28 protein-coding genes are annotated in these 23,596 nt (G+C 43.4%); 14 read left to right on the top strand and 14 right to left on the bottom strand.

The genetic code is table 11. The annotated features are described in order from the left end of the window. Window positions 1-16 precede the first annotated feature (16 nt). From ACX1N5_RS07650 to ACX1N5_RS07625, 6 genes are all read right to left on the bottom strand, one after another. Window positions 17-493, bottom strand: a complete 477-nt coding sequence (locus tag ACX1N5_RS07650; RefSeq protein ID WP_004902825.1) for a phosphatidylglycerophosphatase A family protein — start codon at window positions 491-493, stop codon at window positions 17-19. A gap of 22 nt (window positions 494-515) precedes the next feature. Continuing rightward, on the bottom strand, window positions 516-1,433 hold the full coding sequence (gene thiL, locus ACX1N5_RS07645) for a thiamine-phosphate kinase (RefSeq protein ID WP_458801089.1): 918 nt from the start codon (window positions 1,431-1,433) through the stop codon (window positions 516-518). A gap of 15 nt (window positions 1,434-1,448) precedes the next feature. Beyond that, on the bottom strand, window positions 1,449-1,895 hold the full coding sequence (nusB, locus tag ACX1N5_RS07640) for a transcription antitermination factor NusB (protein WP_004750194.1): 447 nt from the start codon (window positions 1,893-1,895) through the stop codon (window positions 1,449-1,451). 3 nt (window positions 1,896-1,898) lie between these two features. Continuing rightward, a complete protein-coding gene (ribH, locus tag ACX1N5_RS07635) occupies window positions 1,899-2,369 on the bottom strand; it encodes a 6,7-dimethyl-8-ribityllumazine synthase (RefSeq protein WP_004750191.1) in 471 nt (156 codons plus the stop codon). 11 nt (window positions 2,370-2,380) lie between these two features. Beyond that, window positions 2,381-3,502, bottom strand: coding sequence for a bifunctional 3,4-dihydroxy-2-butanone-4-phosphate synthase/GTP cyclohydrolase II (gene ribBA, locus ACX1N5_RS07630; RefSeq protein WP_458801092.1), 1,122 nt, complete (start codon window positions 3,500-3,502; stop codon window positions 2,381-2,383). Window positions 3,503-3,716: 214 nt separating this feature from the next. After that, a complete protein-coding gene (locus tag ACX1N5_RS07625) occupies window positions 3,717-4,991 on the bottom strand; it encodes a hypothetical protein (RefSeq protein WP_458801094.1) in 1,275 nt (424 codons plus the stop codon). A gap of 76 nt (window positions 4,992-5,067) precedes the next feature. On the opposite strand from ACX1N5_RS07625, the gene serB reads away from it, so the two are divergent. From serB to ACX1N5_RS07610, 3 genes are all read left to right on the top strand, one after another. Then, window positions 5,068-6,291, top strand: a complete 1,224-nt coding sequence (gene serB, locus ACX1N5_RS07620) for a phosphoserine phosphatase SerB (protein ID WP_458801096.1) — start codon at window positions 5,068-5,070, stop codon at window positions 6,289-6,291. A gap of 400 nt (window positions 6,292-6,691) precedes the next feature. Then, the gene (gene aciT / locus ACX1N5_RS07615) at window positions 6,692-7,009 is read left to right on the top strand and encodes an AciT family ciprofloxacin tolerance protein (RefSeq protein WP_004902814.1); all 318 of its coding nucleotides are present in this window, start codon (window positions 6,692-6,694) and stop codon (window positions 7,007-7,009) included. 149 nt (window positions 7,010-7,158) lie between these two features. After that, window positions 7,159-7,638 (top strand): SCP2 sterol-binding domain-containing protein, encoded by a 480-nt coding sequence (locus ACX1N5_RS07610; RefSeq protein WP_004750178.1) that lies wholly within the window; start codon window positions 7,159-7,161, stop codon window positions 7,636-7,638. A 46-nt stretch (window positions 7,639-7,684) separates the two neighbouring features. Here the strand turns inward: ACX1N5_RS07610 and dtd are convergent, their stop codons facing one another. Next, window positions 7,685-8,125, bottom strand: coding sequence for a D-aminoacyl-tRNA deacylase (gene dtd, locus ACX1N5_RS07605; protein ID WP_458801099.1), 441 nt, complete (start codon window positions 8,123-8,125; stop codon window positions 7,685-7,687). A 199-nt stretch (window positions 8,126-8,324) separates the two neighbouring features. Between dtd and pncB the strand changes: the two genes are divergently transcribed. The 3 genes from pncB (at window position 8,325) to asd (ending at window position 11,378) form a co-directional block, all read left to right on the top strand. Next, a complete protein-coding gene (gene pncB / locus ACX1N5_RS07600; protein WP_116727878.1) occupies window positions 8,325-9,524 on the top strand; it encodes a nicotinate phosphoribosyltransferase in 1,200 nt (399 codons plus the stop codon). A 154-nt stretch (window positions 9,525-9,678) separates the two neighbouring features. Next, window positions 9,679-10,530, top strand: coding sequence for a sulfurtransferase (locus tag ACX1N5_RS07595; protein ID WP_458801100.1), 852 nt, complete (start codon window positions 9,679-9,681; stop codon window positions 10,528-10,530). Then, window positions 10,527-11,378 (top strand): archaetidylserine decarboxylase, encoded by an 852-nt coding sequence (asd, locus tag ACX1N5_RS07590; RefSeq protein ID WP_458801102.1) that lies wholly within the window; start codon window positions 10,527-10,529, stop codon window positions 11,376-11,378. The genes ACX1N5_RS07595 and asd overlap by 4 nt, the downstream gene beginning before the upstream one ends. Window positions 11,379-11,410: 32 nt before the next feature. Here the strand turns inward: asd and ACX1N5_RS07585 are convergent, their stop codons facing one another. The 3 genes from ACX1N5_RS07585 to phoB are packed head-to-tail and all read right to left on the bottom strand — an operon-like array spanning window position 11,411 to window position 13,873. Further along, window positions 11,411-11,773, bottom strand: coding sequence for a hypothetical protein (locus ACX1N5_RS07585; RefSeq protein WP_458801104.1), 363 nt, complete (start codon window positions 11,771-11,773; stop codon window positions 11,411-11,413). 17 nt (window positions 11,774-11,790) lie between these two features. Further along, window positions 11,791-13,152: a phosphate regulon sensor histidine kinase PhoR gene (phoR, locus tag ACX1N5_RS07580; RefSeq protein ID WP_458801106.1), complete on the bottom strand. Its 1,362-nt coding sequence runs from the start codon at window positions 13,150-13,152 to the stop codon at window positions 11,791-11,793. Window positions 13,153-13,165: 13 nt separating this feature from the next. Continuing rightward, window positions 13,166-13,873, bottom strand: coding sequence for a phosphate regulon transcriptional regulator PhoB (gene phoB, locus ACX1N5_RS07575; protein WP_004750165.1), 708 nt, complete (start codon window positions 13,871-13,873; stop codon window positions 13,166-13,168). 183 nt (window positions 13,874-14,056) lie between these two features. Here phoB and ACX1N5_RS07570 point away from each other — a divergent pair, with 183 nt between their 5' ends. Then, the gene (locus ACX1N5_RS07570) at window positions 14,057-14,896 is read left to right on the top strand and encodes an SDR family NAD(P)-dependent oxidoreductase (protein WP_131381824.1); all 840 of its coding nucleotides are present in this window, start codon (window positions 14,057-14,059) and stop codon (window positions 14,894-14,896) included. Window positions 14,897-14,936: 40 nt separating this feature from the next. Here ACX1N5_RS07570 and ACX1N5_RS07565 read toward each other — a convergent pair whose 3' ends face one another. Further along, window positions 14,937-15,092: a DUF1328 domain-containing protein gene (locus ACX1N5_RS07565; protein ID WP_004902798.1), complete on the bottom strand. Its 156-nt coding sequence runs from the start codon at window positions 15,090-15,092 to the stop codon at window positions 14,937-14,939. A gap of 193 nt (window positions 15,093-15,285) precedes the next feature. On the opposite strand from ACX1N5_RS07565, the gene ACX1N5_RS07560 reads away from it, so the two are divergent. The 3 genes from ACX1N5_RS07560 to ACX1N5_RS07550 all read left to right on the top strand — a co-directional run bounded on the left by ACX1N5_RS07560 (window position 15,286) and on the right by ACX1N5_RS07550 (window position 17,600). Continuing rightward, window positions 15,286-15,732 (top strand): YcgN family cysteine cluster protein, encoded by a 447-nt coding sequence (locus ACX1N5_RS07560; RefSeq protein WP_131381823.1) that lies wholly within the window; start codon window positions 15,286-15,288, stop codon window positions 15,730-15,732. 201 nt (window positions 15,733-15,933) lie between these two features. After that, window positions 15,934-17,187 carry an ammonium transporter gene (locus ACX1N5_RS07555; protein WP_207788376.1) on the top strand — a complete coding sequence of 418 codons (1,254 nt, stop codon included), beginning with the start codon at window positions 15,934-15,936 and terminating at the stop codon, window positions 17,185-17,187. A 56-nt stretch (window positions 17,188-17,243) separates the two neighbouring features. Next, the gene (locus ACX1N5_RS07550) at window positions 17,244-17,600 is read left to right on the top strand and encodes a hypothetical protein (protein ID WP_458801109.1); all 357 of its coding nucleotides are present in this window, start codon (window positions 17,244-17,246) and stop codon (window positions 17,598-17,600) included. On the opposite strand, the gene ACX1N5_RS07545 is transcribed toward ACX1N5_RS07550, so the two are convergent. Then, window positions 17,592-18,224 (bottom strand): cation transporter, encoded by a 633-nt coding sequence (locus ACX1N5_RS07545; RefSeq protein WP_458801111.1) that lies wholly within the window; start codon window positions 18,222-18,224, stop codon window positions 17,592-17,594. The genes ACX1N5_RS07550 and ACX1N5_RS07545 overlap by 9 nt on opposite strands. 73 nt (window positions 18,225-18,297) lie before the next feature. Here ACX1N5_RS07545 and ACX1N5_RS07540 point away from each other — a divergent pair, with 73 nt between their 5' ends. The 4 genes from ACX1N5_RS07540 (at window position 18,298) to ACX1N5_RS07525 (ending at window position 22,091) form a co-directional block, all read left to right on the top strand. After that, window positions 18,298-18,705 (top strand): MerR family transcriptional regulator, encoded by a 408-nt coding sequence (locus ACX1N5_RS07540; RefSeq protein WP_004750149.1) that lies wholly within the window; start codon window positions 18,298-18,300, stop codon window positions 18,703-18,705. A 62-nt stretch (window positions 18,706-18,767) separates the two neighbouring features. Then, window positions 18,768-19,934 carry a PQQ-dependent sugar dehydrogenase gene (locus ACX1N5_RS07535; RefSeq protein WP_458801113.1) on the top strand — a complete coding sequence of 389 codons (1,167 nt, stop codon included), beginning with the start codon at window positions 18,768-18,770 and terminating at the stop codon, window positions 19,932-19,934. Between the two features lie 95 nt (window positions 19,935-20,029). Continuing rightward, on the top strand, window positions 20,030-20,740 hold the full coding sequence (locus ACX1N5_RS07530; RefSeq protein WP_458801115.1) for a tetratricopeptide repeat protein: 711 nt from the start codon (window positions 20,030-20,032) through the stop codon (window positions 20,738-20,740). Between the two features lie 76 nt (window positions 20,741-20,816). Further along, complete coding sequence (locus ACX1N5_RS07525) at window positions 20,817-22,091, top strand: replication-associated recombination protein A (protein WP_458801117.1); 1,275 nt, start codon at window positions 20,817-20,819, stop codon at window positions 22,089-22,091. Window positions 22,092-22,138: 47 nt separating this feature from the next. Here the strand turns inward: ACX1N5_RS07525 and ACX1N5_RS07520 are convergent, their stop codons facing one another. Both ACX1N5_RS07520 and purC read right to left on the bottom strand, forming a co-directional pair. Continuing rightward, window positions 22,139-22,723 carry a hypothetical protein gene (locus ACX1N5_RS07520; protein WP_458801119.1) on the bottom strand — a complete coding sequence of 195 codons (585 nt, stop codon included), beginning with the start codon at window positions 22,721-22,723 and terminating at the stop codon, window positions 22,139-22,141. A 129-nt stretch (window positions 22,724-22,852) separates the two neighbouring features. Beyond that, window positions 22,853-23,572 carry a phosphoribosylaminoimidazolesuccinocarboxamide synthase gene (purC, locus tag ACX1N5_RS07515; protein ID WP_131312514.1) on the bottom strand — a complete coding sequence of 240 codons (720 nt, stop codon included), beginning with the start codon at window positions 23,570-23,572 and terminating at the stop codon, window positions 22,853-22,855. Window positions 23,573-23,596 lie beyond the last annotated feature (24 nt).

Raw genomic sequence — 23,596 nt, 5'->3', positions numbered from 1 at the left:
ACCTACTTAAATGGCGTTAAGCACCTGAAAGTAATAAATATATGGTAATACATAATGCAGCCCAAAGCCCTGCAATAATGTCATCGAGCATGATACCGAAGCCACCTGCAACCTTTTGGTCAGCAACACGAATCGGCCAAGGTTTCCAGATATCAAACAGACGGAATAATCCAAAGCCAATCAGCGCCCATTGTATATGCATTACATTAAAAAAGATTAAAGGCAATAAAGTAATGGATTGTCCTGCAAACTCATCCCAGACAATTCGCCCATCATCATGTACGCCAATGACTTTTGCGGTATGCCCGCAAATCCAGATCCCGACTAAGGACATAATAATAATGGCAAGTACTGAAGCATAAAAGCCCAGAAATAGCCAAATGGGAATGAATAATAAGGCAAAGGCTGAACCAAATGTGCCAGGTGCCTTGGGTGCGAGACCTGAGCCCAAGCCTACGCCACAAAACACGACGCAACGATCAAACCAGGACATTTCTTGGAATTTAATAGGTGGTTTATGCAAAGTGTTGATATCCGCTTAGCTGTAAGAATTGGGGCTCGCCCTGATATTCAAATTTTAAACTGAAATCCGCCTGAATACAGCCAATAATCGTAAATGGCGTTACTGGGTTAAGTTGACACAGGCGCTGATAGTTGTCTTTAGAAATGGTAAAGCACAGTTCGTAGTCATCGCCACCTGCGAGTGCGTATTGCCATTGCTCGGCGTGAGGTAATACGTGTAAAGCAGGATCGACAGGTAGTTGGTCAAGCCATAAAGTCGCACCCACATGCGAGGCTTTAAGAATATGCCCCAAATCTTGAGCCAGACCATCTGAAACATCAATCATGCTCGATGCCAGACCACGTAAACTTTGTCCAAGTTCACAGCGTGGAGAAGGGTAGTCCAAGCGTTGTTGTAATGGATGTCCAAGATGCTGTAGGGCAAATGCCGCATCGCCCACTTGTCCACTGACCACTACGTAGTCACCCACTTGTGCGCCAGAACGAGTAATGCCCTGAGCAGTTGGAATCCAGCCGAGAGCCGTGACACTGATGGTCAGATGTGGGCTTTGGGTGGTATCGCCACCAATCAGATGTACATTATAAGGGGCACAGCAGTCAAATAAGCCTTGGCTAAAATCCTGTAACCAAGCATCATCGACCTGTGGCAGGCTTAGCGCGAGTAAAATACTGTGAGGAGTTGCACCCATGGCTGCTAGGTCGGAAAGGTTAACCGCAACGCTTTTCCAGCCGATGGCATGTGCAGATGTAGAAAGAGGGAAGTGCCGCCCTGCGATGAGGGTATCGGTACAGATGACCAGTTGTTGCCCCACGGGTGGGGAAACGATAGCCGAATCATCTCCAATACCTAAGTCGACCTGTGCAGATGCAGCAGTTTTGAAATAGCGATCAATAATTGAGAATTCGGCCATAGCGTTTGACAACAATTAGCCTTGTTGTTTTTCAGCTTCGCGTAGCACATGTGCTAAACGATCCAATACACCATTGATGTATTTGTGACTGTCTGCCCCACCGAAGTGTTTAGCCAGTTCAATCGCTTCATCCAGCACCACACGATAAGGAATTTCTGCATGATGGCGTAACTCGTATGCACCCAGACGTAAAGTCGCGAGCTCGACACCGTCAAGCGCATCAATTTCACGGTCAAGTACAGGAATGAGCAATTCATCCAGAGTTTCATGCTCTGCCACGATTTGGGTTAACAATTCGTGATAGTAGTTTAAGTCAACCTTGTGCATGGCATTTTCAGCACGGGTACGCGCTTCGATTTCATGAACAGGGTTATGGCTCATTTGCCATTCATAGACGCCTTGTACAGCAAAACGACGTGCTTTGCGTTTTGCTGCATAAATTGCTTGTAAAGTTTGTGACATGAATTAAATTGCCTTTAACAAATTCACCATTTCAATAGCCGTCAAAGCAGCTTCACTGCCTTTGTTGCCCGCTTTGGTGCCTGAGCGTTCAATGGCTTGTTCAATACTGTCGGTCGTTAAAACGCCATTAATGACAGGCAAACTTGATTCTAAACCAACAACACCTAAACCTTTAGCACATTCACCAGCAACAAAGTCAAAGTGTGGCGTGCTACCACGAATGACCGCACCCAATGCAATAATCGCATCAAACTGTGCAGAATTCGCGAGTTTTTTCGCAACAACAGGCAGTTCCCATGCACCTGGTGCATGAATAACGGTGATATTTTCTTCTGCAACGCCATGACGTTTTAATGTGTCAATCGCGCCTTCAAGCAGATGTTCAACCACAAAGCTATTGAAACGAGCAACCAAAATCGCGTAACGGCCTTCGCTCGCGAGATGTAATAAACCTTCTATACGGCGAATCGCCATAGCAACCTCGATTATTTTCCAAAAGATTGATCGGCAGAAATATATTCCACCACTTCTAAGTTAAAACCAGAAAGGGCATTGAAGCGTAATGGCGAACTGAGAAGTTTCATTTTTTCCACTCCTAAGTCGCGTAAAATTTGCGCACCGACCCCAATAGTCTGATATTGATGTGACAATGCCGAATTGGATTTGACTGGCGTTGGTGCAGTTAATGCATCTAAAGCTAAGCCTAAGTCAGGTAAGCTTTTTTGACCAATCCAAACCAGAACACCACGTTCACTGTTGGCAATCGTTTGTAGTGCATGGTCAATTGTCCATGCAGATTCGCCCGATTGTTTTTTCAATTTTAATAAATCACGCGTTGGGTTGAACCCATGAACACGAACAGTAGTGACACCTTGTTTCGGTTCACCTTTCACCAAAGCCAAATGAATGTCTGGGCTACCTTGCTCCTGATAACGATACAGTTGCAATGTGCCATATTCAGTTTCAATGCTTTGCTGGCTTAAACGCTCGACCGTTTGTTCATTGGTCATACGGTAATGAATTAAGTCGGCAATTGTACCAATTTTTAAGCCATGTTTTTCAGCAAATATTTCTAAATCTGGACGGCGTGCCATGGTGCCGTCTTCTTTAATGATCTCACAGATCACAGATGCAGGTTCTAAACCTGCCAAACGTGAGAGATCCGAGCCTGCTTCGGTATGTCCAGCTCGGTGTAAAACACCACCAGGTTGTGCCATGAGCGGGAAAATATGCCCAGGTTGTACAATATCGGACGGTTTGGCTGCCGCTGCCACCGCAGTGCGGATGGTATGCGCGCGCTCTGCCGCAGAAATGCCTGTGGTAATTCCGTCAGCTGCTTCTATGGATAAGGTAAAGTTAGTGCCATGCTGTGCGCCATTCTGATCGACCATGAGAGGTAAGTTCAGTTGTTGACAGCGATCTTTGCTCAAGGTCAGACAAACGAGACCACGGGCATGGGTAATCATGAAATTGATGTCTTCGGCACGCACATGGGTTGCTGCCATGATGAGGTCACCCTCATTTTCACGATCTTCATCATCCATAAGGATGACCATTTTGCCAGCACGAATATCTTCGACAAGCTCTTCAACAGTATTGAGTGCCATCCTGTCCTACCTTAACCCTGAATTTACAATGCAATCGATTATCGCAGTTGTTTATATTAGCAATTTTTAGGCAGTATTGCCTATGTTTCCCTCAAGATCCACAGCAGCTTTTCTGATGTGTATTTCTATAATGCTGCTAAAGCTGATGATGTCAAGGCAAAATCATGATAAAAAAACCTCGCCATTCAGGCGAGGTTGAAAACTAGACAATAATTTAAGTGGTTTCAGAACGTGATTTTTTACTTTTTAAGATCTCGGTACGCAGATTTTGTGCCAGTTCAGCACATTCACTGTTCATGCCATTGATCATAAACGCGTGACGGGTCAGTACATTGCTTGGGTTAGGTAACGCCACGAGTTGAAAATGTTCACTGATCAGTTTCAGATATTGTTCTTGCAAATACAGTGCGCTTTCTTTCGCCGTTAAGTTGTGTGTCAGGCGAGCTGCCGCTTGTGCTGCATTGAGTTGCATGTCTTCAACTGCGTTGGCAATCGCGCAGCGAGTTTGCAGTACAAAGCGTTTTTCTTCACGGTAGCGTTTATACAGTACGTCAGAGAGTAACTGAAAGACCATGCCAACCATGAGCAGACATTCGACCGCTTTCGGGCGTTCGGCATCAATGGTAATGGTCGCTCCATCTGCTTGGAAGCTTTGTTGTACGTTAATATCTGCTTGAGAAAGATGATAATGCTGTACACATAAATCAATGCTTTTTTTCAAGAATAACTGACACAGATTGAAGTAAGGTACAGAAACGGACTGACTGACCGTGCTCAAGAGTTGTTTCGGATCATAAAACTGAATATTCAGTGCCAAAGCATGTGGGTTTGGATTCACATCAGTTTTCTCGCTATTGAACAGTCGGTTCGGAATCGCCTGTTTTTTAGGTTGTTGCTGAGCTTGTGCAATGACCACAGCACTGTTGTGTTTTTCCTGTTCAAGAGCTTGAGTGAGTGCCTGAATTTCATGCTTGAGATGCATTTCCTTGTTAATGCGTGCCAGATATTCACTACGGCTTGGGCGAGCAATCGCTCGATAGGCAATCCATAAAACCAAATGCAAAATCAGGGAAGCTAAAATCGCAAGCCATTCACTACGCAAAATTTCGCCAATGCTCGGTTTGATCAGCGTGACTTCGACACTACCGACTTTCTTTTCGTTTTGTAGTGCATCACGGCTAAAGACTTCACCTTCGCGGGTTTTATATAAGCCATCTGTTGCCAGAACCTGATTGGATGCATCGAGAATGCGAATAGAGGCAATACTTGGATTGGTTTTATAGCGATCGACTAGAAGCGCCAAAGACACGCGATTTGCTGGGTCTAATTCATGCAAGCTGTCCGTAACCAGTTGTGTGGTCAGCAGTTGACCTTGGCTGGCACGGTTTTCTTTGAGTTGATGCGTGGTTGCAATGACCAGTAAAAAGGTCTGCAATGCAAAACTTACAATCAGTAGGCTAGCAAATAGCCCTTGTCTAGGTGCATTCAAGGTAAACTTCCAAGGCAATTCGATTCATTTTCGATTATGATTCTAATCATAGTTGTAGCTCAAACTGAGTCAATCCATGCAAGAAATCATTCTTATTTCATTTTTAGGACCCGACCAACCCAATCAGTTCACTCGATTGATGCAAGTTTTGTCCTCTCATTCATTGCAAATCTTAGATGTGGGTCAGGCCGTGATTCATAATCAGCTGACCCTTGGCATCGTGGTTGCATCTGAAGATCAGACCGCAACCGCTTTGGCAATGAAAGAGATTCTAATTTTAGCACATGATATTGGCTTAACTGTGCGATTTAAACCAATCTCTAACGCAGAATATAATCAATGGGTCAGTGAAGGTGGAGCAACCCGTTATATTGTGACGGCGTTCGCACCTGAACTGAAGGCAGCAGATTTGCAAGCTGTCACACAAATTGTATCGGGTCAGGGATTTAACATTGAAACAGTGACCCGTTTATCAGAGCGTTTGCTACTCGATACCCCAAATACAGGGCGTCGTCGTGCCTGCGTAGAGTTTGGTTTAAAAGGGAAAATGTTCGATGCACAAGGAATGCGTGCAGCATGCCTGCACTTATCAACTGAACTGAACATTGATATTGCGGTACAAGAAGATAATGTTTACCGCCGAAATCGCCGTTTGGTCTGTTTTGATATGGACTCAACCCTGATTGAACAGGAAGTGATTGATGAGCTGGCGCGCGAAGCAGGGATTGGAGCACAAGTCGCAGAAATTACAGAGCGTGCCATGCAGGGCGAACTGGATTTCCAGCAAAGTTTCCGTGCACGCGTTGCCTTGCTCAAAGGTTTAGACGCTTCCGTGTTGCCAAAAATTGCAGAACATTTGACCATTACCGAAGGTGCAGAACGTCTGATCTCAACGCTTAAGCTTTTGGGATACAGAACAGCCATCTTATCGGGCGGTTTCCAGTATTTTGCTGAATATTTACAGAAAAAACTGGGGATTGATGAAGTCCATGCCAATATTTTAGATGTACAAGATGGCTTTGTGACAGGTGAAGTCAAAGGTACGATTGTCGATGGTGCGCGTAAAGCTGAACTGCTTCGCCGCTTGGCCGATGAAATGGGTATTTCACTTGAACAAGTGATTGCAGTGGGCGATGGTGCCAATGATTTGCCAATGCTTTCAATTGCAGGTTTAGGCGTGGCATTTAGAGCGAAACCTCTGGTACGCCAAAATGCTAATCACGCAATTTCAAGCATTGGTCTGGATGGTGTTTTGTATTTGTTGGGTGTACACGATAAAGATATGCATCCTGTGAATTAAGTTTTTGTTTTTAAATAAAAAAGCACAATTTTAAAATTGTGCTTTTTTCATATGAATTAAATATTTGTTTCAATGAATTTACGTTTTTTACAGGATTAAAAATTTTTATAAAAAAATGATATTAAGCATAAAAAGGTCTGAAGTGCATTGTAATGACACGCAATCCTATATATTTCCTTTACTCGCCGAATTTTCACAAAAAATCGTTTTGTAATGACATTGGTATTTGGCGACAAAGTGTGTCGCTTTGCTGGAAAAAGTCCCTTTTTTTTCTGAAAAAACTTTGCATAATGCCATTATGAGCATGCACACAGTCATCTGAAAAATACGTAAGCGCTTAATCAGAACATGCTCAAATTGATCAGGGTTGCAGTCACAAAATGTGATAGACGGAGGTTTTATGTTAACAGCAAATGTTGCCACTATGGTGGGGATCGGCTTGATTGCCATTGCGCTTATCGCTGTTTTCTTTTCACCTTTTCGGCATTGGCTCGGGTTTATGTTTGCAGGTATGGCGTTTTGGGGTGTTGTAGAGGCGATTCGTTTAGGTGTGCAGTCTGCCTTTCATTGGCCAATGACCTATAGTTATTTAACTGCACTTAGCCTTGTCATGATGGGAATTACCGTGCTGTTATTAAGAGCAGATCATGTTGCGCAAAAGGCGCTTGCCAACCGACAGTTGATTGAACACACCCCAGTTTATGAAGAAGAACAATAAAGCCGTTTAATCATTAGTTACTCAACTCGGGTGCATTGAAAAATGCACTTTTTTTTCTTAAAAATTGTTATACAAAGCTTAGTTATTCATTTGGCAAGTTATGATAGGATGCTTTAAAGATGAATAAAATGACAATAGGCTAAATGCACATGAATCTTTCTGCTATTCCTGTCGTAAAGTTACCTTTGCTGAATGTAAGTACAGACCCACTGGATTTGTTGGTGGTCAGCATGGTTTTACGAATGAAACAGCTTGCGAAAACCTCGCCGAAATTTATTGAATTATCGCATGATCGCCAAATTCGCATCCAGATTGCAACCGATGCAGGTTTTGCCCGTCAGATTCTGGTCAATAATGGCAAAGTGGATACCGTTGCTGGTGCGCCTCAACCGGCTGATTTTACCTTGCAGTTTGCTGATAGCAACCAAGCTGTAAAAACCTTGATCAAAGGTGAACCTTCTGCATTTATGACAGGTATGCAAAACGGCAGCATTAAAATGGAAGGTGACTTTAGCTTGCTGGTCTGGTTTAACAAGGTTGCACGTTTGTTGCCACCACAATTACCAAAACCGGTACAGGCTAAAGTAAAACAGGTTCGTCAGTTTATTCGTCAAAAAACAGGCAAATAAATTCTAAACCATAAAAAAAGCTCTCAGATTTGAGAGTTTTTTTTATTTAAACCACTTCAAGGTTAAACGTGACAGGTCCATCATTGACCAGATGAACTTGCATATCTGCAGCAAAAATTCCTGTTTCTACTTGTGGATATTGAGTTTTGGCGTAGTCGACCAGTTGCTCATACAATGCTTTTGCCGCAGCAGGTGGCATGGCAGGGGCAAAATCCGGGCGTAAGCCTTTTTGGGTTTGTGCCATCAGGGTAAATTGTGAAACCAGTAAAATTCCACCTTGAGCCTGAGCGACATTCCAGCCCATTTTGCCTTGTTCATCATCAAAAATGCGGTATTTCAGGATTTTGTCGATCAATTTTTTGCCTATGGCAAGATCATCTTGCTGTGCCAGACCTAAAAAAACCAAAAGACCATGTTGAATTTCACCCGTAATTTGTTCATCTACAACAACTTTGGCGGATTTTACGCGTTGTAATAGGGCACGCATGTTTAAGACTACTCATAAAAGTACAGACTATAAACATTTCAAACCAGCTTTAAAATCTTTTTTATGAAGATGTGGTGATTATAAATTCAGCAAAAAACTACTAATTTGGATAGGTTTTTATCATTATTTGCTAAAACACTCGCTGAGTTGCGTATAAAAGTGTGGTTTAATGCCTTGAGCTAAAAAAGATCTAACCGATATGGAACCAATCATACGATCCTTGCTTGATACGGATTTATATAAATTTACGATGCTGCAAGTGGTGTTACACAAGTTTCCACAGACTCATAGTGCGTATCAATTCCGCTGCCGTAATCTGGAAGATACGGTGTATCCATTGACGGATATTCTGGATGACCTGAACCAGCAACTGGATTACTTATGTGAGCTGCGTTTTCAGGACGATGAGTTGCAGTATTTACGCAATTTACGTTTTATCAAAAGTGACTTTGTTGATTATTTAGAATTATTCCAGCTTAAACGCCGTTTTATTCGTGCAAGCATTGATGATCAGGGGCGCCTCGATATTCATATTGAAGGGCCGATGGTACAAGCCCTGATGTTTGAAATTTTTGTGCTGTCGATTGTCAATGAGCTATATTTCAGACGGATTCATTCTGAAGAAGTTCTTGCTGAAGGTGAACGCCGTTTACAAGCCAAATTGCAGTTATTAAAACAATACGAGCAGCAGCAAGCAGATGAAAATCCATTTTTGGTGTCTGATTTTGGTACGCGTCGCCGTTATAGTCTGACGTGGCATCGGCATATCGTGGAAGAATTTTACCGCGCTGCTCCAGATGTATTTCGTGGTACCAGTAATGTCATGTTGGCAAAAGAGCTTGGCATTACACCAATTGGCACCATGGCACATGAGTTTTTGCAGGCATTTCAGGCACTGGATGTGCGTTTGCGCAATTTCCAGAAAGCAGCACTTGAAGCATGGGTACAGGAATATCGTGGCGATTTAGGCATTGCCCTGACCGATGTAGTCGGGATGGATGCTTTCCTGCGTGATTTTGATCTGTACTTTGCCAAGCTGTTTGATGGTTTGCGTCATGATAGTGGCGACCCGTATGTCTGGGGGGATAAAGCCTACGCACATTACCAAAAGCTTAAAATTGACAGTAAAACCAAAATGCTAACTTTTAGTGATGGGCTGGATTTAGAGCGTGCGTGGAATTTGCATCAGTACTTTAAAGACCGTTTCAAAGTCAGTTTCGGAATCGGTACCAATCTGACCAATGATATGGGCTTGAAGCCTCTCAATATTGTGCTGAAACTGGTGGAATGTAATGGACAGTCTGTAGCAAAAATCTCGGACAGCCCAGGTAAAACCATGACTGATAACGATACTTTCCTGGCCTATTTACGGCAGGTGTTTCAGGTTGAAGCTGTTTAAGTTGAATCGAGACCGACTCATAAGAGTCGGTTTTTAGTTTTTGTCTTGTGAATCTTTGGCACAATGCTTGCGTAAAAAATCATAAATCGGCATGAAAAGCCTATGTTATGATCAAGCATGATCGAGTTTCAGCACGTCTTGAGCCCAATAAAAAATGACAGCCACTTCTGAATTAAATTTTCCATTATTAATCGATGCCGAAGATCTTGTGCCGCATTTAGGCAATCCAAATTTAAGGATTGTCGATTTGAGCCGCTTGTCGGTGTACGAACAGCTGCATATTCCCCATGCAGTGCATGTTAAACCCCAACAGTTGGTGCGCCAGCAAGAGCTGGCATCAGGCATGCTGCCCGATGTAGAGGGTTTACAGCGACTGGTTGAATACTTGCAGCTTTCACCGCAACATCATGTGGTGGCTTATGATGATGAAGGTGGGGCATGGGCAGGGCGCTTCTTGTGGAATCTACATTGCTTGGGCTTTACCCAAACCAGTTTACTCAATGGCGGTATTCACGCTTGGCTGGGGGCAGGCTTACCTACTTCGGTTGATGTGCAAGATGTGGCTGTGACAGACCAACTGATTCCCGTGAATCTGGAACAAGCAGCTCAAGTACGGATTGAATATGCCGAATTGCTGGAACTGGTTAAAAAGAATGCCATCCAACTTTGGGATTGCCGTACTGAAGATGAATATACAGGGCTACGTTTGGCAGCGCGACGGGGTGGGCATATTCCCCATGCGATTCATTACGAATGGAGTACTGCCCTTAATCGTGAAAATCATTTAAAATTACGCCCTTTAGAACACATACAACAAAGTTTGCAGCAATTAGGGGTCGACTTTAAGCAGCCTGTGGTAGTGTACTGCCAGTCGCATCATCGCTCAGGCCTGGCTTATATTTTAGGTCGTTTGCTCAATTTGAATATTCGCGCATACGATGGTGCATGGAGTGAGTGGGGAAATCGCCCCGAGAGTCCAATTGTTACGGGAGAGAAGCCGTTTTGAGCCTCACATCACAACTGAAGAAACAACTTTTTTTACAAGCCCAACGTATTGTACCGCAGCATCAGCTGAGTCGTGTGGTGGGTAAAGTTGCTGCCAGTGAAAACCCGATTGTTAAAAATATTGTCATTCAGGCATTTAAGAGCAAATATCAGATTGATTTGTCGGTTGCCGAACAAAATAATCCATTGCAATACAAGTCATTTAATGAATTCTTTACTCGCGCTTTAAAGCAGGGTGTACGTCAGATTGACGCCGACAGTCGTAGTATTGTCAGCCCAGCCGATGGTGCAATTTCACAAATTGGTCAAATTACCGATGGTGATGTATTTCAGGCGAAAGGACAGAGCTTTTCCGTTGAACAGTTGGTGGGTGATCCTAAACTGGCTGCGCCATTTAAACAAGGGCAATTTGCAACGGTTTATCTGTCACCACGTGATTACCATCGGGTCCATATGCCATTTTCAGGCACACTGACTGAAACGCTATATGTGCCAGGCGAATTATTTTCGGTCAATCAGGTCACGGCAGAAAATGTTCCGAACCTGTTTGCGCGTAATGAGCGTATGGTTTGTTTGTTTGATACTGAGATTGGTCGTATGGCTGTGGTGCTGGTTGGCGCCATGATTGTGGCGGGGATCGAAACAGTTGCCACAGGTAAAGTCAAACCGAATGGTCGCCTAGACTTGCAGCAACATCAGCTTGAACTGCAAAAAGGCGATGAGCTTGGGCGTTTTTATTTGGGTTCAACGGCAATTGTGTTGTTTGAACCAAATAAGATGGCTTGGGATGCAAAATTCAAAGCGGAATCTGTTGTGGTCATGGGTGAGCGTTTAGGGCAAGTACTTTAACTTGCAGACCGACCCAATGAAAAACGCAACCTTCAGGTTGCGTTTTTTGCTTTAGGGTGTTTGTTAAATACCGCAGTGCATTGTTCGTAGGATAGCCGCGCCTGCACTTGCTGGGCGGTTGATAAACTGAAATAGGCTTCAATCCACTGATTGGCTAAGGTTTCGCGAAAATGGGGTTGCTTGAATGCATAGTCAGGAATACTGCCTTGTTGGACTTGTCGCATTTTTTCACGAAGCTGCTGAACATTATGTGGCGCATCGGGTTGTCGAATCACAAAACACAAGATGGCTTGATATCGAGCGATTTCATCGGTATCGGGTTGCTGTGCTTTCACGATCAGAAAGATAATAAAGGCAGCGCATAGGCTGCCAAGTATGAGATAAAAATTTTTCATACGTTAAGTGTAGGGCTTTAGGCTTCTGCTTGACAGAGGCGTTCTTTTGGAAAAACAGCTTTGAAGCATGAACCTTGATTGATTTGTGATTCAACTTCTAAGTGCGCTCCATGTTGCATGAGCACATGTTTGACAATCGCCAGCCCTAAACCTGTTCCCCCTGTTTGGCGGCTACGTGCGCTATCCACACGGTAAAACCGTTCGGTAAGGCGTGGTAAATGTTTTGGGTCAATCCCAATCCCGTTGTCCTGCACGGTAAAGTAACCATGTTCCTGATCATCATGCCAGCCAATGGTAATCACTCCACCTTTAGGCGTGTATTTAATGGCATTGGTAATCAGGTTGCCAAAAGCACTGGCAAGTTCCATATCCGAGCCAAGCAGGTCACAGTGACTGTCAATGTCGAGATTTAAAATATGTCCGTATTCGGAGTTATAGGCTTGCGCATCGTCAAACAACTGGTTCATCAGACTCGGCATATCGACAATCTGGTTTTTTGCCAGTTGTTTGTCATTTTCCAAGCGCGATAGTAGCAGCAGGTCATTGACGAGAGCATTCATGCGCCGAGTTTGTGCCTGCATTTGTTCAAAAGGGCGTTTCCAGCGTGGATTGAAATCTTCCTGATCAGTAAAGGTTTCCAGATAGCCGCTGAGCACTGTGAGGGGAGTACGTAATTCATGCGAGATATTATCGACAAAGTCTTTACGCATCTGTTCGAGATTATGAACCCGAGTTACATCGTATGCCACGACAAGGCGGCTTTCTAGACCAAAGCGTGTGAGCTTGATTTGCACATAGCGATCTTCATGAATCGAAGATTTTAGTTTAATCCCGTCAGGCTGCTGTTCCATATTATTAAAATATTCAACAAAAGCAGGCTGGCGCAAAATACCCAAAATATTGCGTCCACGATCCAGTTCCTGAACGCCCAGCAGTTTCTCTGCCGCAGGGTTCCACCATTCAATTTGATGTAGTTCATCGGTCAGAATCACCGCTTCAGCAAGAGCCACCAGTGAAGACTGGGCACGGTCAATCAACCCGACCATTTCGGCTTGAACCACACGTTCCTGACGTTGTGACCGATAAATATTGAACAGCAGTGCGCCCCAAATCCCGTTCAGGTTTGGCGGTACATCATAAGGTCGATTGGCGATCCAGTCGTTGACCAAATACAGTGCGCGCAGTTGCATGACAATAAACACAGCAAATGCAATTGCAAGACAAATCCAAAAATGACCTATTCCCAAGCCAATTAAACTAGCAATTGTTATGAAAAACAACAAGATCCGTAGATCTTGTTTGGCGTAATCCCATAAACTGCTATAACGATAACGCTTATGTTCTAGGCTAATTTCTGGGGTTGGGTAAGGTTCATACATAAAAGTGATCTAACTAACTTAAAGCATCGGCGCGCGTTGAAAAACGGTAGCCTGTACCTCGTACGGTCTGTACGAAACGATCCACTCCAAATGGTTCAAGTACTTTGCGTAGGCGGCGGATGTGGACGTCAATTGTTCGGTCTTCAATATAAACATTGCCACCCCAAACCTGATCAAGCAGTTGTGCACGAGTATAGGCACGTTCTGGGTGGGTCATGAAAAATGCCAATAGGCGGTATTCGGTTGGGCCCATATCTAAAATATTGTCGGCAAAGCTGACGCGTTGACTTACAGGATCCAGAATTAAGCCATTGGCATCAATAGATTTTTCCCCGCTCAAGGCATTAGAGCGACGTAAGACGGCTTTAATCCGTGATACCAGTTCGCGCGTTGAGAACGGTTTAGTCATATAGTCATCGGCACCTGCGTCAAGACCTTGAACTTTATGATCTTCTTCGCCACGTGCAGTGAGCATAATCACAGGAATTTCCGAAAGGTTCTCATCGCGTTTTAGGCGGCGGCACAAATCAACGCCACTAATTCCACCAGGAAGCATCCAATCGAGTAAAATAAGCGAAGGACGTTGATCAACAATCATTTGGTGGGCTTGTTTGGCATCTTCGGCTTGCAAACATTGGAAACCTGCCATATCGAGCGAAGTATGAATCATCTCGCGAATGGGTAATTCGTCATCGACGATTAAAATATAATCCTCTTTCACAAGGTCAAATCCTATCACTGCTTTATTTGTTTATAGTCCAGTATTACAAAGACTAATTATGACAGTATCATTGCAGTAGATTTAGGTATCTGCAATTTTAAAAAATATTTGTGACAAAATCTTGATCGTCATATGACTAAATGATGACGCATATGATGGTCAAGATGCAAGATCGAGATGGTAATGAAAAGTTTTCAAGGAAAAGTAGCAGCAATTTCAGGAGCAGGCTCAGGTATTGGGCAACAGTTGGCATTGCTTTTAGCACAGCAGGGCTGCCATTTATCCTTGAGTGATATTGATTTGCAAGGTTTAGCACAGACGCAAAGCTTACTTCAGGCCTATAAAGTGCAGGTCTCGACACATTTGGTTAATGTTGCTGAGCGTGAGCAGGTGCAATATTGGGCAGAACAGACCGTACGTGAACATGGTCAGGTTAATCTGATTTTTAATAATGCGGGGGTGGCGCTGGCATCGACAGTTGAAGGTGCAAGTTATGAAGATCTGGCTTGGATTACCAATATCAACTTTTGGGGCGTGGTGTATGGAACCAAAGAGTTCTTGCCTTATATTAAGCAAACCCAAGATGGTCATATTGTCAATATTTCCAGTATTTTTGGAATTGCAGCACAGCCGACCCAGTCCGCATACAATGCCAGCAAGTTTGCAGTACGTGGGTTTACTGAGTCATTGCGTCAGGAACTGGATATTCAGCGCTGTGGGGTGAGTGCCTTATGTGTACACCCTGGAGGGGTGCGAACCAATATTGCCAAATCGGCGCGTTCTAATCAAAGTTTACAAAGTTTGGGGATTGAAACCGATGGTACACAGCAGGACTTTGAGAAACTGCTGCGGACCCCACCTGAAAAGGCTGCCCAGAAAATTCTGAAAGCCATTCGCCGAAACCAGCGGCGAGTCCTGATTGGTACTGATGCCAAGGTTTTAGATTTGCTACAGCGTTTTTTCCCGGCAGGTTACCAGCAACTGAGCGTTTGGTTAAATCGGTTGCAAACCTGGAAATACTAAAGAAGAGAAGCGTAAGCTTCTCTTTTTGTTTGAGAATCTGTTAATGGCCTCTTGAAAAAAAACCAATCACGGCCAAAATCAAGGCAACGACTAGCAAGATCACAGCAAATTGTTGTGATAGACCAGCGACGCCACCGAATCCGAGTAAGCTAGCAATTAGTGCAATCACTGCAAAAATAATCGCCCAACGAAACATGATGATTCTCCTGCATTTTTTATTTTGATGTTTAGTTTAGCACTGTAAATTGGCATGACTGTTTTTGCTTTGTGCATAAAATGTGCACTTTATGCAGCGTTTTCATCATGCTATGTAAGTGCGGTTTGTAAAAATTAAGCTGGAGTTGGGCATGTTATAATGCTGACTTTGTTGTTTTTAGACTGAGAAATTCATGGCGCTGCGTCCACAATTCTGGAAAAAATATCCATTAGATCAACTCTCAAGCGAAGAATGGGAAGCTTTGTGCGATGGCTGTGGCTTGTGCTGTTTACTCAAACTTGAAGATGAAGACACGCATGAAGTGGCTTATACAAAAGTGGCGTGTAAGTTACTCAACTGTACAACAGGACAATGCTCGGATTACAGTCAGCGTCAGCAGCATGTCCCTGATTGTATTCAATTAACTTTAGAAAGCTTACAAAAAATCCAGTGGTTACCGTCAAGCTGTGCCTACCGACGTATTGATGAAGGCAAAAACTTACCCTCATGGCATTATTTAAATACAGGCTCACGGCAGAGTGTGATTAAAGCCAAAAAATCGGTAGCAGGACGCTGTATTTCAGAGGAATCTGTGAGCGAAGATGATATTGATGAGTATATCGTGCGTTGGGTGAGATGAAAATTATTTAAAAACAATCATATAAAAAATAAAATATAACTCCCTTCATTTTTGGCTTAAATTTTGCTTGATCTTTACGCATAAAAAATGGGTGAAATTTCAATTACTTTTAAGCAATGCTGTTATGGGGGGAGAATGTATAAAAATAGCTATATCAACAATCTTGTACTCATCTTACTTGGCTTTTTTGCCAGTTCGGGTATGGCATGTGCAGCAACGACGCCTTATATCACCAATCTAGAACAAATCAATACGGGGAATACCGCGTGGATGCTGACCTCCACTGCACTGGTGTTACTCATGACCATTCCAGGAATTGCTTTGTTTTATGCAGGAATGGTGCGTAAAAAAAACTTAATTGCCACTGCCTTACAAAGTTTAGTGATTGTGTGTCTGGCGAGCGTGCTGTGGGTTGTCGTCGGGTACAGTCTGGCGTTTACACCCAATAATGCCTTTATTGGTGGTTTTGATCGCATCATGCTGCAAGGTGTGGTGTTCGATGCCATTGATGGCAAAATTTCCGTGAGCCATATGGCTTCCAGTATTCCTGAAACCGTCTGGATTATGTTTCAGATGACCTTTGCCATTATTACACCTGCTTTAATTACTGGCGCATTTGCTGAGCGTATGCGTTTTTCAGCGATGTTTTGGTTTATGTTTTTCTGGATTTTACTGGTGTATGTCCCTGTTGCACACTGGGTCTGGGAACCAACAGGCTGGTTGGCAGCCAAAGGTGCTCTGGACTTTGCAGGTGGCACGGTTGTGCATATTAATGCCGGTGCTGCAGGTCTGGCATGTGCTTATATGCTGGGTCAGCGCAATGGTTATGGCAAAGAGCCATTTTTTCCAAATAACCTGATTTATACCTTTATTGGTGCAGCATTGCTGTGGGTCGGCTGGTTTGGTTTTAACGCGGGTTCAGCAGGTGCAGCCGATGGGCGTGCGGGCATGGCAATGCTGGTTACTCAGCTTGCAACAGCAGCGGCAGCATTGACATGGTTACTGGTGGAATATATCAGCCGCCGTAAAGTGACGCTGCTTGGTGCATGTTCGGGTGCGGTTGCAGGTTTGGTTGCGATTACCCCTGCATCTGGTTTTGTGGATATGACAGGTGCTTTGCTGATTGGCTTGATTGCTGGGGTGTGTTGTTACTGGGGTGCAACTCAGCTCAAAATTCTACTCAAAGCTGATGACTCATTGGATGTTTTCGGGATTCATGGTGTAGGCGGGATTGTTGGTGCGATTCTGACAGGCGTGTTTGCACAAAAACATATTTCGGGTTTGGATGCCAGTTTGCTGATACAGGTGATAGGTGCAGTGACGACCTTCCTCTACAGCGCAATCATTTCTGTCGTGATTTTATTTGTGATTAATAAAGTGATTGGTCTGCGAGTCGATGCAGAACAGGAACAAATTGGTTTGGATTTAGCACAACACGGCGAGCATGTACCTTGATGTGTTGTAAAAAAATTGGTTCAAGTTGGGCTTGAACCACAACTGTGGAGAAAAGTATGAAGACGATGTTGAGCAAAGATAAAAAAGTTGAAAAAGAGATCTTTGACCTCGCCACACAGTTATATGTTCGTTTAAGACGTGTGGCAGGGCGGGTGATTGATGTGGTGTATCTGGAACATAATCTGGAGTACGCTCAAGAAGTGGTCAAGCTTGCCTTGACTTCAGGCGATGCGGAGTTGCACCGTTTAGGATCTCGTCTGGATGCAGTGCTATCTCATGGTACAGCACCTACCCAGATTGCAAGCGTGAAGTTTGTGGCTCCAGTAAGCGCAATGACACCTGTTATGGATGATCTGCCAAGCCCAGCGCAAAAAGAAGAAGTGCCACATCATTATATTGGTGCATTACGCTAAATGTCCTGTTTTATTGGCTTGACGCTCAGCACGTGATTTTTTAACCACATGATAACCTGAGCTAAAGCCTAAACTTGCCATCACTGCAGCGACAATCAGGTCAGGAATGGCATTATGTGTGCCAAAGACGCCAATCGCTGCCAAAATTACTGCAATATTACCAATCGCGTCATTGCGGCTACATAACCAGACCGAGGTCATGTTGGCATCTCCATCACGGAAGGTATAGAGCACAAGGGCACTGATCACATTAGCGATCAGGGCAATTATACCAATCACGCCCATCGTCATGGCTTCGGGTTGCACGCCTGTCCAGTACGCCCAAACTACTTTGACCAAGATCAAAATCGCAAAACACAGCATGGTATAGCCTTTAATCAGGGCGATACTGGCACGCCAATACAAACTGAGTCCCAATGCCATAATTGAAATGGCATAGTTAAAAGCATCACCAGCAAAGTCAAGAGAGTCTGCCCAAAGCGCAGCAGAGCCTGCATGTGCTCCTGCAATCACTTCAATAATAAACAGACTTAAATTGAGAAATAAGGCAATCCACAGTGCATTACGAAATTTTTTTGAAATGCTATGATTTGATGTGTGGTGTTCACATTGACAACCTGCCATTTGAAAATCCTGTTTTAATTTGCATACACGGATTTAAAAGCTTAGAGTTACTCTAAGGTCAAGTGAGGTGCATATGTTTTTTTCAATTGGTGAATTGGCTAAAAAATCCAAAATTTCTGCGGATACGATCCGTTTTTATGAGAAAAAACAGCTCATCACTGCACCAAAGCGTGCGAATAATAATTATCGCTATTATGATGATCAGGCATTGCAACAGTTAATTTTTATTCGACATTGTCGCGAATTGGGAATGTCCCTTAAGGAAATTCAAGAGATGAATGCACTGATGCTGCATCCACAAGACAATTGTACTGTCGTGGATACACTGGTGGAAACCCATTTGGGGCATATTCAGGATAAAATCCAGCAATTGCAGAAATTTAGCCAGCAATTACAGCAGCTACGCCAGAGCTGTAATTCTCAAGCCTGTATTCAGGATTGTAATATTGTAAAAACCTTACATCAGTTGGATGCTGAATAAAAGGTAAAAAACTATAAACTCCTGTCTTTTCAGGATGCATGAATGTTACGGATGGTGTGTTTATGCGAAGATTTCAGCATCTTCTTTTTTTATTAATGTCAGTTTTAAGTTTAACAGCTTGTAGTTCGTCAGATTGTTTTAAACAGATCGAGCAATATTTTGATCAGTTTATGAACCAACGCACCTCAAAGTTTGCACTATTACACTTTCAAACAGTCGGCACTTTTAATTCACCGTGGGCGCTGGTCGCATTACCTGATGGTCGGTTGCTGATTACTGAGCAAGCAGGGGCAATCAAGTTGTTTGACCCTGTGAGTCAGCAGTCATGGTCTGTAGCAGGTGTGCCACCAGTAGTTTACGCGGGGCAGGGTGGTCTTGGTGATATTGTCTTGCATCCTGATTTTAACCAAAATCACTGGGTGTATTTCAGCTATGTAGAAGCCTCTGGGCAGAACACTACAGGCGCAGCCGTTGATCGTGCCCAGCTGGATCTCTCACACGCTGGCCAGCCAAGACTGCTCAACCGTCAAAGAATCTGGACACAACAACCTAAAGTAAAAGGTAATAAGCATTTTGCCTATCGGTTGTTATTTGACCGTGATGGCAAACTCTGGATCAGCTCGGGGGAACGCCAGCAGGTTAATCCCGCACAAAACTTGCATAGCCATTTGGGTAAAATGATACGACTCAATGCTGATGGTACCACACCCACCGATAACCCACTTTATGCTCAAGGTGGCGTTGCTGCTCAGCTTTGGTCATGGGGACATCGAAACCCTTTAGGCATTGCTTTTGATAGCAAAGGACAGCTTTGGGAAGTGGAACAGGGCCCTAAAGGTGGTGATGAATTGAATCAGATTTATAGAGGGCGTAATTATGGTTACCCTTTGGTTTCCAGTGATGATCATTATTCAAATTCAGGTTTAAAAATTCCACAGCATGATACCCGACCAGGATTTCAAGCACCTGCTCTAAGTTGGACACCTGCAATTGCTCCTTCAAGCCTGATTATTTATCAGGGTAAACGGATTCCCCAATGGACAGGTAAGGCGTTGATTGGCGGTTTGTCATCCGAGTCGATTATTGTGGTGGATATTCAGCATCAACCGATTAAAGAACTGGAACGAATTGAGATGGGGCAGCGCATACGAGGACTATTGCAAACACCTCAGGGAGATTTATGGGTGATTGAAGATGGTGAGAATGCAGCTTTGTTGAAATTGCAGTAAACTTAACCGATGCAGATTTTTTGATTGTCGAATAAAAAACTGACTTAAAACAACTTAAAAATAAAGCATAGTATTATTTAAAAATTGGATAATTTATGAAAAAAATTCGTAACGTATTGGTCGGTTGCTTACTGGTGGGTGTGATTACCACACCTGCATTTGCTGCCAACTTTGATGATATGAGTGATGTACAGGTTCTGGCAATTGCTCAAAAAGGTCAGGCCGAAGCGCAGTATAAAATCGGTGACGTGTACTACTATGGCAGCAATGACACTGAGCAGGATTTTGATCAGGCACGCTTTTGGTATGAAAAAGCTGCCCAGCAAGGCAATGCGGATGCTGAATATAGTCTGGGTGTGATGTATGACCACGGTGAAGGTGTAGAGCAGGATCCGAAAAAAGCCTTGGCTTACTATACCAAAGCGGCTACACATGGTTCAGCCGATGCCATGTATAATCTTGGCTATACGTATGAATATGAACAAGATCCGCCAAATTACGCCAAAGCTTTTACATGGTACAGCCAAGCTGCACGACTCAATCATCGCGAAGCCTTGAACAATATCGGGGTCATGTATTTTAATGGTCGCGGTGTCGCACAAAACTTTAAAAAAGCTTTTGATTATTATCAAAAAGCAGCAGAGCTAGACAACCCGACAGCGCAATATAATTTGGGTTGTTTGTATCGCGATGGCAAAGGTGTAGCCGTAGATAAAAAACAAGCTATGAAGTGGCTGGGTAAAGCCGCCGAGCAGGGGGATGAAGATGCCAAAGCGGACTTGTATGAATTGATTCAACAGATGTAATCACAGAACAACGCTATTGAATGGGCATTTCAATCTTGTAGACTATAGCCAAGCCCAAGCAATGAATTAAAACCGCATGTCAGAGAGTCAAATTCCATTACCCGAGCGTCTACGCCCACGTGATCTGTCTGAAATTATTGGACAGGAACATTTATTGGGAGAAGGTGCGCCATTACGGCAAATGATTGATCAGGGACATTTACCCTCAATTATTTTTTGGGGACCACCTGGCGTGGGTAAAACGACGATTGCTTTGTTGTTGGCGCAAGCAGTGGATCGACCATTTATCAGTTTGTCAGCACTCAATACTGGGGTCAAAGAACTGCGGGAAGTGATTGCTGAAAGCGGTGACTTACTGACACCTGTAGTTTTTATTGATGAAATTCATCGCTTTAACAAGTCCCAGCAAGATGCCTTACTCGGTGCAGTAGAAAAAGGCAAAATTACCTTAATTGGTGCGACCACAGAAAACCCGTCTTTTGAGGTCAACAGTGCCTTATTGTCGCGTTGTCAGGTCTATAGCTTAAATGCTCTGTCAAATGAAGCCATTGAAAGTTTATTAAACAAAGCCTTACAGCAAGATCGTTTTTTACAGGAACGTCAGATTTATATCGATGAGTTTGATGCCCTGATTCAGTTTGCAGCAGGCGATGCTCGTAAGGCACTTAATTTACTGGATTTAATTGCCAGTACTTTTGAGCCTGAACAAGACAATCACGTTAACAATGCGCTGGTAGTACGCGTTGCCCAGCAGAATATCGCCCGTTATGACAAGTCAGGCGAGCAGCATTATGATTTGGTTTCGGCATTTATTAAATCCATTCGTGGCAGTGACCCAGATGCAGCACTGTACTGGATGGCACGCATGCTCAAAGGTGGGGAAGATCCGCTGTTTATTGCACGGCGCATGCTGATTGCTGCTTCTGAAGATATTGGTAATTCCAATCCGAATGCGCTGTTGCTGGCAGGCGAATGCTTCCGCTCGGTACAGGTGATTGGTATGCCTGAAGCCCGCATTATTTTGGGACAATGTGCAGTCTACTTGGCGACCAGTGCCAAAAGTAACAGTACGTATTTGGCTATTAACCGTGCGATGGAACTGGCGGAGAAAACTGCAAACCTGTCTGTGCCGTTACATTTGCGTAACGCACCAACCAAGTTGATGAAACAGCAGGGTTATGGAGTGGATTATCTTTATCCACATGATTATCCTGAAAATTTTGTATTGCAGGAATATTTTCCGCCTGAGTTGAAAGGTACAAAACTGTATGAGTCAGCACGCAATAAACGTGAAGTCGAAGGTGAGCGGTTGCAACAACGCCGCTGGCAGCAGGAACAACAACAGCAATAAAACCAACTGCCAAGATCACTTGGCAGTCTTATTGAACATTTCAAGGATTAATTGGCTTTGCAAGAAACGGGCTTGTTGAGTAACTCGGCTTTGTTGTTACTAAAGCTGTAAAGTTTGCCTTGATTATAAATTTTAATGACTTTGGCATGTATAACTTGGTTTTTAAACGCAGCCAGTTGTTTCACCTGACCTAATGCAAAAATATTGCCATAGTTTTTATTGTCGAGCAGGAACTGGATTTGCCCTGCCTGTTGATCATAGGCTTTGAGTAGCACTTGCCCGTCAGTATTTTCAATCGAGAAGGTCGGCTTTTGGCTTGCGACATTGCAGTTGAGTTTGAGTGACAGTATATCTCCTGTTTTGGACTTATTTTTCAGGCTATACATGCCCTGTTTTTTATTTTCAATATAAGACCATTGTTCGGCAGGTAAATTTTCAGTCAATTGCTCTAACTGGTTATTAATGTCACTGACATCGACCACGCCTTTTTTGTTGGCTTGAGGCACTTCTTCTTTACTGAGTCCAACTATGTTCCCGACTTTATGGGTAGCCTTGGAAACGCTTTGACAACCTGTCAGGCAAACGATCAGAGTTAGGCTAGTGAATAGAGATTTTAAAAAATAATTTTTCATTGTTTTATGGATGAATGATTTAAAGAATATTGTGATGTAAAAGTTATAGAGCGATGAAAATTAAAAATTATACTTATCGTGAATAATAAAAAACCGAGCCAAATGACTCGGTTTTTACAAGGTAAAAACTTAGATATCTTCTAAGTTAATGCCTAAGCGTGCTGCAACTTCTTCATAAGCTTCAACAACACCACCTAAACCTTGACGGAAGCGGTCTTTGTCGAGTTTTTTCTTGGTTTCTTTATCCCACAAACGGCAACCGTCTGGAGAGAATTCATCACCGAGTACGATACGATCATGGAATACGCCAAACTCAAGTTTGAAGTCAACTAGCAACATGTTGCCTTTGTCGAACAAATCTTTAAGAACATCATTTACTTTGTAAGTGAGTTCTTTCATGTTTTCGAGTTGTTCAGCAGTTGCCCAACCTAAAGCAATTGCTTGAGATTCGTTCACCATTGGATCGCCAAGTGCGTCATCTTTGAAGAACAATTCGAACGTAGGCGGGTTCAATTCTTTACCTTCTTCAATACCCAAACGACGGCATAAAGAACCTGCTGCATAGTTACGAATAACGCACTCTACAGGAATCATTTTTAGCTTTTTCACTAACACTTCTGTTGGTGTAAGCAATTTCTCAAAATGGGTTTCAATACCAGCAGCAGCCAGTTTTTCCATAATAAAGGCGTTAAAACGGTTGTTCACCTTGCCTTTACGATCTAGTTGCGCGATTTTTTCGCCGTTGAACGCCGAAGCATCGTCACGAAAAACTAAAATCAAGTGGTCTGGACTATCTGTTTCATAAACAGATTTTGCTTTACCTGTATAGAGCAAGGTTTGTTTTAACATGGGATGAACCTGTTTTCAAAAATA

Source organism: Acinetobacter sp. ANC 4636 (assembly GCF_054454555.1).
Note: the sequence above shows the minus strand (reverse complement) of the source record. Positions and strands in the feature narration are given on the sequence as shown.

Coding starts and splice junctions, on each gene's coding strand:
- ACX1N5_RS07525 (WP_458801117.1), top strand. CDS start 20,817: ATGTCAGAGAGTCAAATTCCATTACCCGAGCGTCTACGCCCACGTGAT.
- thiL (WP_458801089.1), bottom strand. CDS start 1,433: ATGGCCGAATTCTCAATTATTGATCGCTATTTCAAAACTGCTGCATCT.
- serB (WP_458801096.1), top strand. CDS start 5,068: ATGCAAGAAATCATTCTTATTTCATTTTTAGGACCCGACCAACCCAAT.
- pncB (WP_116727878.1), top strand. CDS start 8,325: ATGGAACCAATCATACGATCCTTGCTTGATACGGATTTATATAAATTT.
- dtd (WP_458801099.1), bottom strand. CDS start 8,125: ATGCGTGCCCTATTACAACGCGTAAAATCCGCCAAAGTTGTTGTAGAT.
- ACX1N5_RS07585 (WP_458801104.1), bottom strand. CDS start 11,773: ATGAAAAATTTTTATCTCATACTTGGCAGCCTATGCGCTGCCTTTATT.
- ACX1N5_RS07555 (WP_207788376.1), top strand. CDS start 15,934: ATGGCATGTGCAGCAACGACGCCTTATATCACCAATCTAGAACAAATC.
- ACX1N5_RS07565 (WP_004902798.1), bottom strand. CDS start 15,092: ATGTTTCGTTGGGCGATTATTTTTGCAGTGATTGCACTAATTGCTAGC.
- ACX1N5_RS07535 (WP_458801113.1), top strand. CDS start 18,768: ATGCGAAGATTTCAGCATCTTCTTTTTTTATTAATGTCAGTTTTAAGT.
- purC (WP_131312514.1), bottom strand. CDS start 23,572: ATGTTAAAACAAACCTTGCTCTATACAGGTAAAGCAAAATCTGTTTAT.
- ACX1N5_RS07520 (WP_458801119.1), bottom strand. CDS start 22,723: ATGAAAAATTATTTTTTAAAATCTCTATTCACTAGCCTAACTCTGATC.
- ribBA (WP_458801092.1), bottom strand. CDS start 3,502: ATGGCACTCAATACTGTTGAAGAGCTTGTCGAAGATATTCGTGCTGGC.
- ACX1N5_RS07560 (WP_131381823.1), top strand. CDS start 15,286: ATGGCGCTGCGTCCACAATTCTGGAAAAAATATCCATTAGATCAACTC.
- nusB (WP_004750194.1), bottom strand. CDS start 1,895: ATGTCACAAACTTTACAAGCAATTTATGCAGCAAAACGCAAAGCACGT.
- aciT (WP_004902814.1), top strand. CDS start 6,692: ATGTTAACAGCAAATGTTGCCACTATGGTGGGGATCGGCTTGATTGCC.
- ACX1N5_RS07595 (WP_458801100.1), top strand. CDS start 9,679: ATGACAGCCACTTCTGAATTAAATTTTCCATTATTAATCGATGCCGAA.
- ACX1N5_RS07570 (WP_131381824.1), top strand. CDS start 14,057: ATGAAAAGTTTTCAAGGAAAAGTAGCAGCAATTTCAGGAGCAGGCTCA.
- phoR (WP_458801106.1), bottom strand. CDS start 13,152: ATGTATGAACCTTACCCAACCCCAGAAATTAGCCTAGAACATAAGCGT.
- ribH (WP_004750191.1), bottom strand. CDS start 2,369: ATGGCGATTCGCCGTATAGAAGGTTTATTACATCTCGCGAGCGAAGGC.
- ACX1N5_RS07530 (WP_458801115.1), top strand. CDS start 20,030: ATGAAAAAAATTCGTAACGTATTGGTCGGTTGCTTACTGGTGGGTGTG.
- ACX1N5_RS07545 (WP_458801111.1), bottom strand. CDS start 18,224: ATGGCAGGTTGTCAATGTGAACACCACACATCAAATCATAGCATTTCA.
- ACX1N5_RS07610 (WP_004750178.1), top strand. CDS start 7,159: ATGAATCTTTCTGCTATTCCTGTCGTAAAGTTACCTTTGCTGAATGTA.
- ACX1N5_RS07650 (WP_004902825.1), bottom strand. CDS start 493: ATGTCCTGGTTTGATCGTTGCGTCGTGTTTTGTGGCGTAGGCTTGGGC.
- ACX1N5_RS07540 (WP_004750149.1), top strand. CDS start 18,298: ATGTTTTTTTCAATTGGTGAATTGGCTAAAAAATCCAAAATTTCTGCG.
- ACX1N5_RS07550 (WP_458801109.1), top strand. CDS start 17,244: ATGAAGACGATGTTGAGCAAAGATAAAAAAGTTGAAAAAGAGATCTTT.